10 protein-coding genes are annotated in these 12,312 nt (G+C 64.4%); 6 read left to right on the top strand and 4 right to left on the bottom strand.

From position 1 onward, the window contains the following. Positions 1-129: 129 nt before the first annotated feature. Positions 130-1,863, bottom strand: a complete 1,734-nt coding sequence (locus H7R73_RS15565) for a formate--tetrahydrofolate ligase (RefSeq protein ID WP_182951317.1) — start codon at positions 1,861-1,863, stop codon at positions 130-132. Positions 1,864-1,929: 66 nt separating this feature from the next. On the opposite strand from H7R73_RS15565, the gene H7R73_RS15560 reads away from it, so the two are divergent. After that, a complete protein-coding gene (locus tag H7R73_RS15560; RefSeq protein WP_010674174.1) occupies positions 1,930-2,331 on the top strand; it encodes a hypothetical protein in 402 nt (133 codons plus the stop codon). A gap of 8 nt (positions 2,332-2,339) precedes the next feature. On the opposite strand, the gene H7R73_RS15555 is transcribed toward H7R73_RS15560, so the two are convergent. Further along, a complete protein-coding gene (locus H7R73_RS15555) occupies positions 2,340-3,242 on the bottom strand; it encodes a LysR family transcriptional regulator (RefSeq protein ID WP_039038856.1) in 903 nt (300 codons plus the stop codon). Between the two features lie 109 nt (positions 3,243-3,351). Between H7R73_RS15555 and H7R73_RS15550 the strand changes: the two genes are divergently transcribed. From H7R73_RS15550 to H7R73_RS15535, 4 genes are all read left to right on the top strand, one after another. Further along, positions 3,352-3,912 carry a YceI family protein gene (locus H7R73_RS15550; protein WP_010674176.1) on the top strand — a complete coding sequence of 187 codons (561 nt, stop codon included), beginning with the start codon at positions 3,352-3,354 and terminating at the stop codon, positions 3,910-3,912. Then, positions 3,912-4,646 (top strand): hypothetical protein, encoded by a 735-nt coding sequence (locus H7R73_RS15545; protein ID WP_103259838.1) that lies wholly within the window; start codon positions 3,912-3,914, stop codon positions 4,644-4,646. The genes H7R73_RS15550 and H7R73_RS15545 overlap by 1 nt, the downstream gene beginning before the upstream one ends. Before the next feature lie 185 nt (positions 4,647-4,831). After that, positions 4,832-5,953 (top strand): adenosylhomocysteinase, encoded by a 1,122-nt coding sequence (locus H7R73_RS15540; protein WP_103259839.1) that lies wholly within the window; start codon positions 4,832-4,834, stop codon positions 5,951-5,953. Next, positions 5,950-6,261: a SelT/SelW/SelH family protein gene (locus H7R73_RS15535; RefSeq protein ID WP_103259840.1), complete on the top strand. Its 312-nt coding sequence runs from the start codon at positions 5,950-5,952 to the stop codon at positions 6,259-6,261. Before H7R73_RS15540 ends, H7R73_RS15535 begins: the two co-directional genes overlap by 4 nt. Positions 6,262-6,324: 63 nt before the next feature. Here H7R73_RS15535 and H7R73_RS15530 read toward each other — a convergent pair whose 3' ends face one another. Both H7R73_RS15530 and pepT read right to left on the bottom strand, forming a co-directional pair. Continuing rightward, positions 6,325-8,049 carry a lysophospholipid acyltransferase family protein gene (locus H7R73_RS15530; RefSeq protein WP_103259841.1) on the bottom strand — a complete coding sequence of 575 codons (1,725 nt, stop codon included), beginning with the start codon at positions 8,047-8,049 and terminating at the stop codon, positions 6,325-6,327. A gap of 105 nt (positions 8,050-8,154) precedes the next feature. Then, entirely contained in the window at positions 8,155-9,381 is a 1,227-nt protein-coding gene (gene pepT / locus H7R73_RS15525) for a peptidase T (protein WP_103259842.1), read from the bottom strand. 1,025 nt (positions 9,382-10,406) lie between these two features. Between pepT and speA the strand changes: the two genes are divergently transcribed. Then, a complete protein-coding gene (gene speA, locus H7R73_RS15520) occupies positions 10,407-12,308 on the top strand; it encodes a biosynthetic arginine decarboxylase (protein ID WP_041212753.1) in 1,902 nt (633 codons plus the stop codon). Positions 12,309-12,312: the final 4 nt, after the last annotated feature.

Raw genomic sequence — 12,312 nt, 5'->3', positions numbered from 1 at the left:
ATCGTCGATGTCGATATGGTGTTCAGGGACGGCAGGCTGCCAGCCTGTACGTCAGCTCAGGCCGACAATGTCGCCGTCATCGTCGATGTCGATATGGTGTTCAGGGACGGCAGACTGCCAGCCAGCGCGTCAGCTCAGGCCGACAATGTCGCCGTCATCGTTGATGTCGATATGGCGATAGGCCGGCAGACTGCCCAGGCCCGGCATGGTCATGATGGGGCCCGCCAGGGCATAGACGAAGCCTGCCCCCGCGCAGAGTTTCACCTCCTCGATGGGCACCTCGAAGTCCGTCGGCACGCCCTTCCTGGCGGGGTCATGGCTGATGGAGAGCGGCGTCTTGGCCATGCAGACGGGCAGGTGATCCTGGCCCTCTGCCGAGAGTCTGGCCAGTTGCTGGCGCGCCTTGTCCGAGAGGGTGATGCCCCGGCCGCCATAGCCGCACTCCACCAGGGTGGCGAGCTTGGCGGCAAGGCTCATCTCATCGGGGTAGAGCAGCCTGACCTCACTGGGCTGCTTGCAGGCCGCCACCACTGCGTGAGCCAGATCCGCCGCACCCGCGCCACCGTCAGTGAAGGCCCGGGAGAGGGCGACCCCACAGGCACCGGCCTGGCGCGCCGCCTCCTCCAGCAGGGCCAGCTCGGCGTCGCTGTCGGTGGGGAAGCGGTTGATGGCGACCACCACGGGCACCCCGTAACGGCGGGCGTTGTGAATATGCCAGGCGAGGTTGGCGCACCCCGCTGTCAGGGTGGGGAGATCTTCCCCTTGCAGGCTGGCCGGCAGCGGCTGGCCCGGCCGGATGTCAAGCAGGCCGCTGTTGGCCTTGAGGCCGCGCACCGTGGCCACCAGCACCACGCAGGCGGGGGCGAGGCCGGATTGGCGATACTTGATGTTGAAGAACTTCTCCAGTCCCATGTCGGAGCCAAAACCCGCCTCGGTCACCACGTAGTCGGCAAGACCCAGCGCCATGCGATCGGCGATGACGGAAGAGTTGCCGTGGGCGATGTTGGCAAAGGGGCCGGCGTGGACCAGCACAGGGGTCTGCTCCGTGGTCTGCATCAGGGTGGGCTTGAGGGCGTCTTTGAGCAGCACCGTCATGGCCCCCGCCACTTCCAGCTGCTCGGCGGTGATGGGCTTGCCGCGCAGGTCAAGGGCGAGCTGGATGCGGCAGATACGCGCGCGCAAGTCCTTGAGATCCCTGGCCAGCGCCAGAATGGCCATCAGCTCGGAGGCGGCGGTGATGACGAAGCGATCGGGGCGCTCGACACCATCGGCAGCGCCGCCCTGGCCGAGGGTGAGGTGGCGAAGCGCCCGGTCGTTCATGTCCAGGGTGCGGGGCCAGAGGATGTTGGCCGGGTCGATATCGAGCCGCGCCAGACCGGTTCTGGCGCTGAACTGGTCACCGAGTTTGCGTTCATGGAACAGGCGGGCATCGAGGGCGGCAGAGGCCAGGTTGTGGGCGGCGGTGAGGGCGTGAAAATCCCCGGTGAGGTGCAGGTTCATCTCCTCCATCGGCACCACCTGGGCCATGCCGCCCCCGGCGGCGCCCCCCTTGACCCCGAAGACGGGGCCGAGGCTCGGCTGGCGAATGGTGGCGATGCTGGGCTGGCCGATGTGGTTGAGCCCCATGGAGAGGCCGATCGTGGTGACCGTCTTGCCCTCCCCAAGGGGGGTCGGCGTGATGGCGCTCACCAGCACCAGCTTGCCGGGCTCGCGGGTGGGGGCGTGATGGAGCAGCGCGAGGTCGAGTTTGCCCTTGTAATGGCCGTGGGGGTGGAGATGGGCGGCCGCTATGCCGAGCTGAGCTGCCACCTCGGCGATGGGCAGGCGGGGGGACTGGCGGGAGATCTCGATATCGCTTAGCATCAGCACCTCGTTGGCATGTCAGGTCAAATATGCGGCGAAGTCTAGAGGAATCAACAGGGTAATCCAATGAGCAATACTATTTTATCCGGCAGTCGTGAGCCCCATCAAAGCCCCATCCTGCTGGATCTCAACGCCCTCTATCACCCGCCCAAACGGCCCCTCACCGCCCTTGGCATCGTCAGCGCCTTCATCCCGCTCTTTGGCTACGGCTGGCAGGCGATGACCCAGGATCCCGAGACCCACTTTCGCCACGAGCTCGGCAAGCGCATCAACAAGCACAAGAGCGACGAGGCGAACCTCGCCCTGATGATGCAGTTGGCGGCCATGCTGGATTGCCACTGCCTGCACGTCACCCTGCCCTATGCGCTGGGGGAGGCCGAGCTCGCCGCCTTGCGCCAGCGCCTGCCACGCTGGCAGATGAGCCAGCAGGATCACCTGCTGGTGGCCGAGCTGATGCCCACCCCCTGAGCCCGAGCTCAGGTCTCCCTGTCCCAGTAGTGGGGCGCCAGATAGCGCTCCTGCACGAATTCGATGAAGCAGCGCACCTTGGCCGACACGAAACGGCGGTGCGGATAGAGGGCATAGAGCCCCACCTGCCCCTTCTCCCACTCCAGCAACAAGGGGACCAGCGCCCCCGAGCGCAGCGCATCCCCCACGATGAAGGTGGGCTGCAAGATGATGCCCTGGTGGTCGCAGGCGGCCCGGGTCAGGGCCACCCCGTTGTTGGCGCGAAGGGGCCCCTGGGGGCGGATGCTGTGCTCCTCCCCATCCCGTTTGAAGACCCAGTCCGGCTGGGTCAGGGTGTAGATGAGGCAGTCGTGCTGCTTGAGATCCTCCGGGGTCTTCGGCCTGCCCCGGCGGGCCAGGTAGTCGGGGCTGGCGCACACCACCATCTTCATCATGGCGAGCGGCTTGGCCACCAGGGAGGAGTCCGGCAGGTTGCCGATGCGCAGGGCCAGATCGAACCCCTCCTCCACCAGGGCCACCCGCCGGTCGCTGTACTCAATCTCGAGCTTCAAGTCCGGGTAGCGCTCGCGAAACAGGGGCAGGGCGGGAGAGAGGTGCAGGTAGCCGAAATCCATGGGCACCGAGAGCTTGAGGGTGCCCTGGGGCTGCTGGTTGTTGTGGGTGAGCTGGCTGTGGGTCTCTTCCAGCTCCGCCAGCAGGGCCAGGGAGCGCTGGTAGTAGAACTGGCCCGCCTCGGTGGGATTGACCTGGCGGGTGGTGCGCGACAGCAGCCGGGTGGAGAGAGACTCCTCGAGCTGCTGCATCAGCTTGGAGGTCATGGCGACCGAGATCCCGAGCTGATGGGCGGCCTTGGTGAAGCTCTGGCACTCCACCACCTTGATGAAGGTGCGCATGGCGGCTATCTGATCCATATTCCACTCTCGGTTGATAATTATTTTAATAAATCGATGATTATCTATTCTCGATAGGAGGTTAGCATTTTGGACACCGTTGTGAACCCCCAATGAAGGAACGATCGGAATGAAAATGACCAAGGCCCTGCTGGCCTCTTGCCTGTTTATGGCGGCTCCCCTGATGGCTGCCGATTACGATGTCGATGCAGCGCACACCACAGTCCAGTTCAAGGTGGGCCACCTCGGCTTCTCCGAACTGGTCGGCCGGTTCAACACCTTCAGTGGCACCTTCAGCATGGACGACGCCAACCCGGCGGCGGCCAAGGCGAGCTTCGAAATCGATGCCGCCAGCGTGGATTCCAACCACGAGGCCCGCGACAAGCACCTGCGCAGCCCCGACTTCCTGGACGTGAAGCAGTACCCCAAGATGACCTTCGTCAGCACCGGCTATGAAGGCACCAAGGACAAAGGCGTACTCAAGGGCACCCTGACCCTGCACGGCGTGTCCAAGGACGTGGCCTTCGACCTGGTCCACATCGGCGAAGGCAAGGATCCCTGGGGCGGCTACCGCAGCGGCTTCAACGCCACCACCACCATCAAGCGCAGCGAGTTCGGCGTGAACTACATGGTGCCGAACATCCCTGACGAGATGACCATCAACCTGTTCGTTGAAGGCGTGCGCAAGTAATGGGCGCAGCACTCCTGCTTCAAACCCTGGCGGCTCCTTTAGGGGCCGCTTTGCTGTCGTGGCGCTGGCCGCGGCTGGGCTATCTGTGGGGCGCCCTGGGGATCTGGCTGGTGGGTTGCCTGCTGGGCGGTGCCTATGGCCTGCCGGTCAAGGCGTGGCAGTGGCTGCCGCTGACCCTGCTGGTACCCGCCCTGACCCAGGGTACCAACAAGGGGGTCGCCCTCGCGCTGTTCGGGGTGCTGGGCGCCCTGGTGTGGTGGCAGGGGCTGGCCTCCGTGCTGGCGAGCGAGCCCGGGATCTGGCTGGCCCTGCTGCCCGCCATCCTCTGGTCTGGCTGGACGAACTGGCGTGGTGACAGCGAGGAGGGGCTCGGCTTCGCCCTGGCCTTCATCTGGCTGGCGTTGGTCATCGGCATCGATGGCAGCCTGCTCATCGCCCAGCTGACGGGGGCCCTGGCCGCGTTTGCCGGATTCCGTGCCCTGCTCGGCGCCTTTGCAGGGGTCAAGGTGACCCCGGCCGCCCTGGGGCTGGCACTCGCCTTCGTGCAGATGCTCGCCTGGCAGTACGTGGAAGTGCCCCTGCTGGTGCTGCTGCCGGTCTGGCTGTTGCCGCTGCTGGAACGTGCCCTGTACGGGCGCCCGGGGCTCTCTCGCTGGGGGGTCTTGATCCTGGTGGCGGCCGTCGGTGCCGGAGTGAGTCTGTGGTGGGTATGGCCAGAGGCGTCACTTTACTGATTTCTGCATGAAAAACAGGCTATTACCTTAGAAATTGATGGGCTTGTCAAAGTCTGGACAGATAAAGATTGAGACCCATGGTGCTTTCGGATAAAAAGGATTTTCAATTATCTGGATACACACAGAACCCGGCTATGCCGGGTTCTGTTTGCCTGCTTTCCCGCGGCACGCTAAGGAGGCCACAGTTGCACAGTCAGGGATCTGAGCATCTGTTTTTTCGCCATTTCACCGAACAGGGATGTCTTGGGGATCTCTGCATCCTGCTGGTGACCCACCTGCTTCCCGACAGACCCGACTTCATCCAGGTGCTCGATCGGGTGGGTCGGGTCGGTGCCATCCTGCCCAAACCCAAGTCCGTGCACGGGCCGACGCTGGCCTGGGCTCAGCAGCACTACCCCGTGCTGCCCCTCAATCGCCACTGGACCTCGGATCCCGGTGAGGTGATCGCCCAGATTGCCCCCCTGGTGATGTCTCACGAGCGGCTCATCATCCTCGACATCGGCGGCTACTTCGCCAAGAGCCAGGCGGTACTGGCCGAGCACTTTGGCGCACGCTTCATCGGGGTGGTGGAGATGACCGAGAACGGCCATCAGCGGTATGAACAAGAGTCCCTGGCGGCCCCCGTCATCTCGGTGGCCCGCAGCCCCCTCAAGCAGGCGGAAGATATCCAGATCGGCCTGAGCGTGGTCTACTCCGCGGAGTCCCTCGCGCGTACCTTGAGGCGTACCTTCAACGTCTGCCAGGCCGCTCTGTTCGGCTATGGCAAGGTGGGGCGCAGCATCGCCCGGGAACTGCGCTGTCGCAACCTGCATCTGGAGCTGGTGGAGACGGATGCCCTGCGCCAGGTGGAGGCGCTCTCCCACGGCTTCAAGCTGGTGAACAAGGCCGAGGCCCTGGGCCGCGCCGAGCTGGTGATCTGCTCCACCGGCAACGGCTCCCTCGACATCACCGATCTGCAGGCCCTGCGCCCCGGCGCCATGCTGGCCTCGGTCACCTCCGCCGACGACGAATTCGCCTTCAGCCTCGCCCAGCTGCCCTGGCCGAGCGAGGAGGTGTGTCCCCATGTGCTGGCCCTGACCCGGCCGGACGGCAGCACCATCTTTTTGCTCAACCGGGGGGAGGCGGTCAACTTCGTCCACGGTGCCGTCATCGGCGAATATGTCTACCTGGTGCTGGCGGAGATCATCGAAGGGGTGCACCAACTTGCCCATCAGGCATCCACCCCGGGCCTTCACGAACTGCCCCAGGCCACCATGCAGCGCATCGCTCGCCACTGGTTGACCGATTTTCACGGAGTCACCCCATGACAAACACCCATTTGCCCCTCGCGAAACCGCGCATCGAAATCCGTTACTGCACCCTCTGCCGCTGGATGCTGCGGGCCGCCTGGCTCGCCCAGGAGCTGCTCTCCACCTTCGACGGCGAACTGGGAGAGGTGGCCCTGGTGCCCGCCAGCAAGGGGGAGTTTCGCATCCTGGTGGACGGGGTGCTGGTGTGGGACAGGGTGGCCGACGAGGGCTTCCCCGAGGCCAAGGAGATCAAGCAGCGGGTGCGGGATGTCATCGCCCCGGAGCGGGATCTCGGCCATGCGGATCGCAAACCCGCAGCCGAGTAGGCGGCATCACCCATGATGTGAAAGAGGGAGGCGCAGGCCTCCCTCTTTCATTGCGGCGCCCGGTCAACGGTCGCCAGATGTGGCCGGCGCTTCCCCGGCGGGGAGGCCGATATAGCGGGCCCGCTTGTGGGGCTTGATGCAGCTTACGTCCACCCACACCAGGCCGTCGATGCAGTGGTTGAAGTCCGGATCGATGCCAAAGTCCATGAACTGCACCCCTCCCGGCTCGCACAGCTCGGCGTACTGCTTGTAGAGGGTGGGAATGGCACAGCCCAGGTTGTCGAGCCCGGCCTTGAGCACCTTGAGGTCGTCCCCGTAATCGCGCCCCTCGAACAGCGTCGGCGTGGCGGGATAGGGGCGGCGGGAAGGGGCGAGGGCAAGGGCGGGGGCGAAGTGCTGGCGATAGAAGCTCACCAGCAGATCCTTGGCCGCTGGCGGCAGGCTGCCGGAGAGGGTGACGGGCCCGAACAGGTAGCGGTATTGGGGATAGCGGGCCAGATAGGCCCCGATGCCGAACCAGAGGTAATCGAGCCCCCGCTTGCCCCAATAGGCGGGCTGGATGAAGCTGCGGCCAAGCTCGATGGCCTGTTCCAGCCGGGGCAGCAGCTTCTCTTCGAAGCCGAACAGGGTGTGGCTGTAGAGGCCATCCAGCCCCTTGCTGGCCAGCCGTTCGGCCACCGGGGCAAAACGATAGGCGCCGATGATGTCGAGGCGGGCGGGATCCCAGAGGATGAGGTGGTGATAGTCATCGTCGAAGGCATCGAGATCCCGCCGCTTGCCCGAGCCTTCCCCCACCGCCCGAAAGGCGATCTCCCGCAGGCGCCCCAGCTCACGCAGGATCACCGAGTGGCTCTGCTCGTGGCGGCGATAGAGCAGGATGCGCTGGCCGTCCGGGGTCTGGCCTAGCAGCTCGCACCCGTCGATGGCCTGTTTCAGCAGGCGGCGATCCTCCGGCAGGGCAATGGGGGCCTCGGTCTGCAGCCGTCCCGCCTTGCCCCGAGCGATTCGGTAGAGGTGGCCGCGCACCAGCCGGGCCGCCGTCTTGGCCGGCAGCTCCTGAAAACTGGCGAGGGGAATGCGCGCCCCTATGGTCACCGGCAGCGTCTGCCCCTGCTGGCGAAACAGCTGGCGTACCAGCAGCAGGGCGGAGGCGGGCTTGTTGAGCCAGGAGGCGAGATAGAACCAGAGGCTGTTGCGCCCTCCCAGGTGAATGGGCACCAGGGGCGTTCGGCTGCGCTGGGCCAGCTTGATGAAGCCGGCCTGCCAGGGGCCATCCTTTACCCCCTTGGGGCCGAGGCGGGAGACCTCGCCTGCGGGGAAGATAACCAGGGCCCCGTCGGCGGCGAGGTGTTCGTTCATGGCGAGGATGGCCTGCCTGTCGGTCTTGCCCCCCAGGTTGTCCACCGGCAATAGCAAAGGGCGCAACGGCGCGAGCTGGGCCAGCACCTGGTTGGCCACTATCTTGACGTCGGGGCGGATGCGCCCGATGAGGCGCAGCAGGGCCAGCCCGTCCAGGGAGCCGATGGGGTGGTTGGCGACAAGAATGACCCGGCCGCTGGCGGGAATGTGCTCGAGCTCGGCCTCGCTCACCCGGTAGTCGAAGTGGAGCTCGGTGAGGGCCTGCTCGACGAAGTCCAGACCGCGCAGGTGGGGATGGCGCGCGGCAAAGCGGGTGAAGGCCTCTTCGTGCAGCAACCAGCTCAGCCCCTGCCTCATCAGGGGACGGAGGCGGGGCTGGCTGGCGAGGCGGGGCAGGTGCTGCCCCAGCAGGGTATCGACGTCGAACATGGGCAAGGCTCCGCTGAACTTTGCCCCAGCTTGACGCCCCTGCGTGCCTTTCGTGTGTCGGTTGGGTGACGGTTTGATGACGGGGCGAGCCCCGTCCTTGCCCCCTTACTCTGCCCGCCAGGCAGAGGTGAGGCGCACCAGCGCCGCCAGGGTGGCGACCGCTTTTTCCATGGATTGCAGGGGGATGAACTCGTGCTTGCCGTGGAAGTTGTGGCCGCCGGTGAACAGGTTCGGGCAGGGCAGCCCCATGAAGGAGAGCCGGGCGCCGTCGGTGCCGCCGCGAATGAGTTTGATCTTGGGCACCACGTCGGCGGCCTCCATGGCGGCTTTGGCCAGCTCGACGATGTGGGGATGGGGCGCTATCTGGCTGCGCATGTTGCGGTAGTTGTCCACTATTTCCAGGGTGATGCGCGCTCTGGGGGCGTCCAGCTGAAGGGAGGCGACCCGCTCCTTGAGCTGGGCCTTGCGGGCGGCGAAGCAGTCATCGTCGAAGTCGCGGATGAGGTAGTGCAGGGTGGTCTCCTCCACCGTGCCCTCCATCCGGGCCAGGTGGAAGAAGCCTTCATACCCCTGGGTGCACTCCGGGGTCTGTTCGGCGGGCATGGCGGCATGGAAGCGGGCGGCCAGGGTCTGGCTGTTGATCATGCTGCCCTTGGCGGTGCCGGGGTGGACGTTGTTGCCTGTGATGCGCACCGTGGCGCTGGCGGCGTTGAAGTTCTCGCATTCGAGCTCGCCGAGCTCGCCGCCATCCACCGTGTAGGCCCACTTGGCCGGGAAGCGGTCCAGCGGGAAGCGGTCGGCACCGCGCCCTATCTCCTCGTCCAGGGTAAAGCCGACCCAGACATCGCCACGGGGGATCTCGGGGTGAGCCTGCAGGTATTCCACGGCGGTGAGGATCTCGGCGATGCCCGCCTTGTCGTCGGCACCCAGCAGGGTGGTGCCGTCGGTGGTGATGAGATCCTGCCCCAGGTAGTTTTTCAGGAAGCGGTACTGGCGGATGGCCAGCACCTCGTCTCCCTTGCCAAGGCAGATATCGCCCCCCTGATAGTTCTCGACTATCTGGGGAACGACGCACTCGGCCTCGTAATCGGCGGTGTCCATGTGGGCGATAAGCCCGATGGCGGGGGCATCCGGCTGGTTGCCCGGCAGGCAGGCGGTGAGGTAGCCATGCTCGTCCAGGGTGACCTGGCTCAGCCCCATCTGCGTCATTTCATCGCGCAGGGCCCGGGCGAAGAGGCGCTGTCCCTCGCTGCTGGGGCAGGCAGGATTGGTCGCATCGGAGCGGGTATGAAAGGTGAGGTAGTGGAGAAAGCGCGAAAGCAGGGTGTTCATGGGCAAGCCTCGGGTCACGAAAGAGGAGTCATTGTGGCCAAGACGGCGGCGCCGCTTATTGCGTCAGCGCAGTTTTTGATGACTTTGTGGGGGAGAGGAGGGCCATCGAGGGGGAGGGGCAGGGATCATCGCTCGGCACCTTGCATAAAAATTCCAAAATAAAAACTGGTTAAGCAATTGCGAAAAAGCTGAATTTCCCCTCGGCCCAGCGCTGGCAAGGGGTGACCCAAAAAGCGTGACGTGTTGGTTATTTTCATCGCCTCGCCCACGCACTCTCATCCCCCGCCATCCCAGAGCCCGCCTTGCTGGCAGCGAGATTTTGCCCCCCGATGAAAACCCGTTTTTTAACACGATTTTTTATTGTCACTGGCTGCGGTAAGTGTGTACACTCCGCGCCGATCCAAGGGCAACCCTGCGCAGGCCGTGTCCGCCAGACCCGCAGGATCATGACGCCTATAGGGCGAGGCACGCAGAAACGACAGACACTGCTGGGGAATGGTTTCTTTAATACCGGTTAGGCTCCGGTATCAGGGAGAACAACGGACTCTCATCTTTCAGCTGACCGAGTGGGCTTCGGGCTCATCATCTCCCTTGTCATGGGCGGTCACTGGCGTTGAGCGGGTCGTAGTGGTTGTCGTCCATCAACACGATGCGTGCTGACGTCTTCCCTTCTCTTCCTTGAAACCCTCTCCTGTCCGTCGGGATGGCTGCCGAATGATGAACAAACGGCGTGGCTGATGCCGATTGTCATCAAAGTACCGCGGTACGCCGGCAAGGTGTTACCGCATACCGTTGAGCTTGATGTAAAGCCACCAGCCCCACATCAAGACTCGTTACTTCCCAAGATCCACCAGGCAGCCTTGGCTTGCCGCGATGTGCAATGAACAGGATGTGGCGGAGCATGCTCCGTTGCGGGTCCAACGTCAGCAGGCCGCTCTGGCTTGCCGCATTTTGCAATCAATGGTCTGGATGTGATTGAGGGTAACGAAGGCGGCCCACGGCCGCTCATTTGCGAGGCATAGCCCATGACTAACTGGTCCAGCAAGGACTCCTTGAAGGTCTACAACGTTCCCTACTGGGGTGCGGGTTTTTTCAATATCAATGACGCCGGTCATGTGACCGTCTCTCCCGACAAGTCTCGCCCCGAGGCTCAGATCGTGCTGTCCGAGGCCATCGAGCAACTGCGCCAGTCCGGGCTGACCACGCCGGTGTTGCTGCGTTTCCCCGACATCCTCAAGAGCCGGGTCGATGCGCTGTTCAACGCCTTCGGTCAGGCCATCGAAAAGTCAGGCTATGAAGGGGATTACCTGTGCGTTTACCCGATCAAGGTAAACCAGCAGCGCCGCGTCATCGAGACCATCAGTCAGTCCTACAGCGACAAGCCCCGGCTTGGGCTGGAAGCGGGCTCCAAGCCCGAGTTGCTGGCCGTGCTGTCCCATCATCATGAGCAAGGGTCCGTGATCGTCTGCAACGGTTACAAGGACCGCGAATACATCCGCCACGCCCTCCTGGGCAACCTGATGGGCCACAAGGTCTACATCGTGGTGGAGAAGCCCTCCGAGCTGGAAATGGTGCTGGACGAGTCTGCTCGTCTCAACATCAAGCCCAACATCGGGGTGCGCGCCCGTCTGGCGTCCACCGGCTCCGGCATGTGGGAATCGAGCGGCGGTTCCATGTCCAAGTTCGGTCTCTCCGCCTCCCAGATCCTGGCGCTGGTGGAGCGTCTGCGCAGCCTCGGCAAGCTGGACTGCCTGCAACTGCTGCACTTCCACCTGGGCTCCCAGATCGCCAACATCCGCGACATCCAGGGCGGCATCCGCGAGTGCGGCCGCTTCTACGCCGAGCTGTGCCGTCTTGGCGCCAAGGTCGAGGTGGTGGACGTGGGCGGCGGCCTGGGTGTGGACTACGAGGGCACCCGTTCCCAGAGCCACTGCTCCGCGAACTACAGCCTCTCCGAGTACGCCAACAACGTGGTCTGGGGCATCGGCGATGTGTGCCGCGAGTTCGACCTGCCGCACCCGACCATCATCAGCGAGTCCGGCCGTGCCCTGACTGCGCACCACGCCGTGCTGGTCACCAACATCATTGGTGCCGAAGGGGTGGAGGTGAACGACATCAGCGCCCCGGACGAAGACGCGCCCACCATCTTGCAGAACATGTGGAAAGGCTGGCTGGACCTGCGCGGGGAAGACCCCTCCCTGCTGGAGATCTTCCACGACTCCGTGGCGGATCTCGGTGACGTCAACGCCCAGTACACCATGGGCCTCTTGAACCTGGAGCAACGTGCCTGGGCCGAGATGCTGCACCAGAACACCTGTCTGGCGCTCAAGGAGCTGCTCAACCCGGTCAACCGCAACCACCGCGCCCTGGCCGACGAGCTCTCCGAGAAACTGGCGGACAAGTGCTTTGCCAACTTCTCCCTGTTCCAGTCCCTGCCGGATGCCTGGGGTATCGGTCAGGTGTTCCCGGTGATGCCGCTGGCCGGCCTCGAGCGTCCGCTCACCCGCCGCGGCATCCTGATGGACATCACCTGCGACTCCGACGGTCAGGTGGAGCACTACGTCGACGGTCTGGGGGTGGAAAGCACCCTGCCGATGCCGGTCTACGGTGAAGACGAAGAGTGCCACGTCGGCTTCTTCCTGGTGGGTGCCTATCAGGAGATCCTGGGGGATCTGCACAACCTGTTTGGTGACACCCACTGCGCGGAAGTGTGGCTGGATGAAGAAGGCAAGATGGACATCCGCAACGTGGTGCGTGGCGACACCGTCGACCAGCTGCTGCGTTACGTCAACATCGACCCGTCCGTGATCCGCGAGAACTACCAGCGCATCGTCTCCCACCCGGCGCTGGACGACGAGACCCGCAAGGCCCTGCTCGACGAGCTGGAGCTGGGTCTGCAAGGCTACGCCTACCTGGAAGACGAATAAGCCA

This window comes from Aeromonas sp. WP2-W18-CRE-05, assembly GCF_014168615.1.
Taxonomy (GTDB): Bacteria; Pseudomonadota; Gammaproteobacteria; order Enterobacterales; family Aeromonadaceae; genus Aeromonas; species Aeromonas caviae.
Note: the sequence above shows the minus strand (reverse complement) of the source record. Positions and strands in the feature narration are given on the sequence as shown.

What these genes read in the sequence shown, in the direction of transcription:
- H7R73_RS15565 (WP_182951317.1), bottom strand. Translation starts at nt 1,863, where the DNA reads ATGCTAAGCGATATCGAGATCTCCCGCCAGTCCCCCCGCCTGCCCATC.
- H7R73_RS15560 (WP_010674174.1), top strand. Translation starts at nt 1,930, where the DNA reads ATGAGCAATACTATTTTATCCGGCAGTCGTGAGCCCCATCAAAGCCCC.
- H7R73_RS15555 (WP_039038856.1), bottom strand. Translation starts at nt 3,242, where the DNA reads ATGGATCAGATAGCCGCCATGCGCACCTTCATCAAGGTGGTGGAGTGC.
- H7R73_RS15550 (WP_010674176.1), top strand. Translation starts at nt 3,352, where the DNA reads ATGAAAATGACCAAGGCCCTGCTGGCCTCTTGCCTGTTTATGGCGGCT.
- H7R73_RS15545 (WP_103259838.1), top strand. Translation starts at nt 3,912, where the DNA reads ATGGGCGCAGCACTCCTGCTTCAAACCCTGGCGGCTCCTTTAGGGGCC.
- H7R73_RS15535 (WP_103259840.1), top strand. Translation starts at nt 5,950, where the DNA reads ATGACAAACACCCATTTGCCCCTCGCGAAACCGCGCATCGAAATCCGT.
- H7R73_RS15530 (WP_103259841.1), bottom strand. Translation starts at nt 8,049, where the DNA reads ATGTTCGACGTCGATACCCTGCTGGGGCAGCACCTGCCCCGCCTCGCC.
- pepT (WP_103259842.1), bottom strand. Translation starts at nt 9,381, where the DNA reads ATGAACACCCTGCTTTCGCGCTTTCTCCACTACCTCACCTTTCATACC.
- speA (WP_041212753.1), top strand. Translation starts at nt 10,407, where the DNA reads ATGACTAACTGGTCCAGCAAGGACTCCTTGAAGGTCTACAACGTTCCC.